This is a genomic window from Pseudomonas tremae, from assembly GCF_001401155.1.
In the GTDB taxonomy this organism is placed as follows: domain Bacteria; phylum Pseudomonadota; class Gammaproteobacteria; order Pseudomonadales; family Pseudomonadaceae; genus Aquipseudomonas; species Aquipseudomonas tremae.
The window spans coordinates 1-655 of the sequence record NZ_LJRO01000411.1 but is presented as its reverse complement, the minus strand read 5'-3'; the positions used below and the strand labels follow the sequence as shown (position 1 = coordinate 655).

At 60.5% G+C, this 655-nt stretch carries 2 protein-coding genes; both read left to right on the top strand.

The annotated features are described in order from the left end of the window. Positions 1–127 (top strand): Rid family hydrolase (locus tag ALO43_RS22645; RefSeq protein WP_268873844.1); only part of this gene is annotated, 127 nt, incomplete at its 5' end. A 44-nt stretch (positions 128–171) separates the two neighbouring features. Beyond that, the coding region (rutD, locus tag ALO43_RS22640; RefSeq protein WP_083492229.1) for a pyrimidine utilization protein D at positions 172–655 on the top strand (484 nt) is incomplete at its 3' end.

The following is a 655-nucleotide window of genomic DNA, read 5'->3' as shown; positions in this document are numbered from 1 at the left end:
CGCCAAGGTCAACGAGGTGTACGCCGAATACTTCGCGGGCGAGAAACCGGCCCGTTACTGCATCCAGTGCGGCCTGGTGAAACCCGAGGCCCTGATCGAGATCGCCAGCATCGCCCACATTGGCTGAGCACTGACTTAAAAACCTACCTGACGCCCACCCGGAGAGCGTGCATGTTTCATGAAATTCATCGATGTCAGCATGCCGATGCGCCCCTGTTGGTGCTCAGTTCCGGGTTGGGCGGATCCAGCCGTTACTGGGCGGATGACCTGGCGGCGCTGACCCGCGACCATGACGTACTGGTCTACGATCATGCCGGGACTGGACGCAGCCCTGCGGATTTGCCGGCAGACTATTCGATCCGCCATATGGCCATGGAATTGCTGACCCTGCTCGACTCGCTCGATATCCAGCGTTGCCATTTCATGGGTCATGCGCTGAGCGGGCTGGTGGGTCTGGAGATTGCGCTGTTGCGCCCCGAATTGTTGCAAAGTCAGGTGCTGATCAATGCGTGGAGCAGCCCCAACCCACACAGCGCGCGCTGCTTTTCAATGCGCAAAAAACTGTTGTTGAACAGCGGGCCGGACGCCTACGTGCAGGCGCAGGCACTGTTTCTGTACCCGGCAGACTGGATCGCCGCCAACGGTGCCCGGCTGG